This window comes from Kitasatospora putterlickiae, assembly GCF_039527695.1.
GTDB classification, from domain to species: domain Bacteria; phylum Actinomycetota; class Actinomycetes; order Streptomycetales; family Streptomycetaceae; genus Kitasatospora; species Kitasatospora putterlickiae.
Genome location: NZ_BAAAKJ010000314.1, coordinates 32,490 through 33,520, shown reverse-complemented (window position 1 = coordinate 33,520; position 1,031 = coordinate 32,490). Strand labels below are relative to the sequence as shown.

1 pseudogene is annotated in these 1,031 nt (G+C 75.9%); it reads left to right on the top strand.

From position 1 onward, the window contains the following. Positions 1-1,031: pseudogene (locus tag ABD308_RS29995) on the top strand (hypothetical protein); the annotation flags it as partial.

The following is a 1,031-nucleotide window of genomic DNA, read 5'->3' as shown; positions in this document are numbered from 1 at the left end:
CTGTGGCGGGCGGTGCTCCGGACCACCGCCCTCGGCCTGCGTTCGCCCACCGGTGTGCGCGGCGGGCTCTGGCTGGGCGCGGGCCTGGTCGCCGGGTCCGTGCTGAACGGGCACACCACCGGCAGCCTGTGGGTACCGGCCCGATGGGGTGCGCTGGGCGTGGTGGTGGTGGCCGCCGTCGGCTTCACGTGCTGGACCACCCAGTGCGCCCGGCTGGCGGCCACCGCCCGGCCGGGCCGGTCACTGCGGTTGCCGCTCGCGCTCGGCCTGGTGGCGGGCTGGCTCGTCCTGTCGGCCTGGTTCACGTGGTGGGACTACTACGGTGCGATGTACGCCCACGGCGCCTGGTTCGACGGTGCGGGTGCCCGGCAGGTGGTCGTCCACTGGTTCCCCGGTACCGGCACGGTCCGCCCGGACACCAGTGCCCTGATGGCACGGATCGTTCCCCCGCTGCGCTACGTGGTCGGGGTACCGCTGGTGCCGCTCGCCGCCGTCGCGGCGTGGGCCGTTCCGCTGGTCCTGTGGGCGGCGGGCGGCCGGGGTGGCGCGCCGGGCCCCGTCGCGGTCCCCGTGCTCCCGTCCTTGCGCGGGGCCCTGGGAGCCGCGCTCGGTGGCGGGGCGCTCGCCGTCGTCTGCGTCGGCGCCGTCCAGGTCTGGCTGCACCACCTGCACGCGGGTGCGGGCCAGCGTGGAGGACTCTACGCGTTCAGCTACGCGCTCTGGTGCCTGGCGGCGATCGTCCTCGGCGCGGCCGTCGCTGCCTCGGCGGCCGTCCGCGTGCCCGCGTTCCGGCTGCCGGCGGCTCTGGTGGCCTCCGGCACCGCCGCGCTGCTCGGTCTCGGCGGCATGGTGGTGTTGATCTCCGTCGACGGCTGCCTGGGGCCGCTGTCCGTCCTGAACGACAGTTGCGGCTGGCGGCCCGCCTGGCGGCAACTGCAGGGCGGCCTGACGTTCCGTTTCGTCATCCACGCGGCACTGCTGCTGGCACCGGTCACCGCTCTGCTGGTGACCGCCCTCGCCGCGCTCGCCCG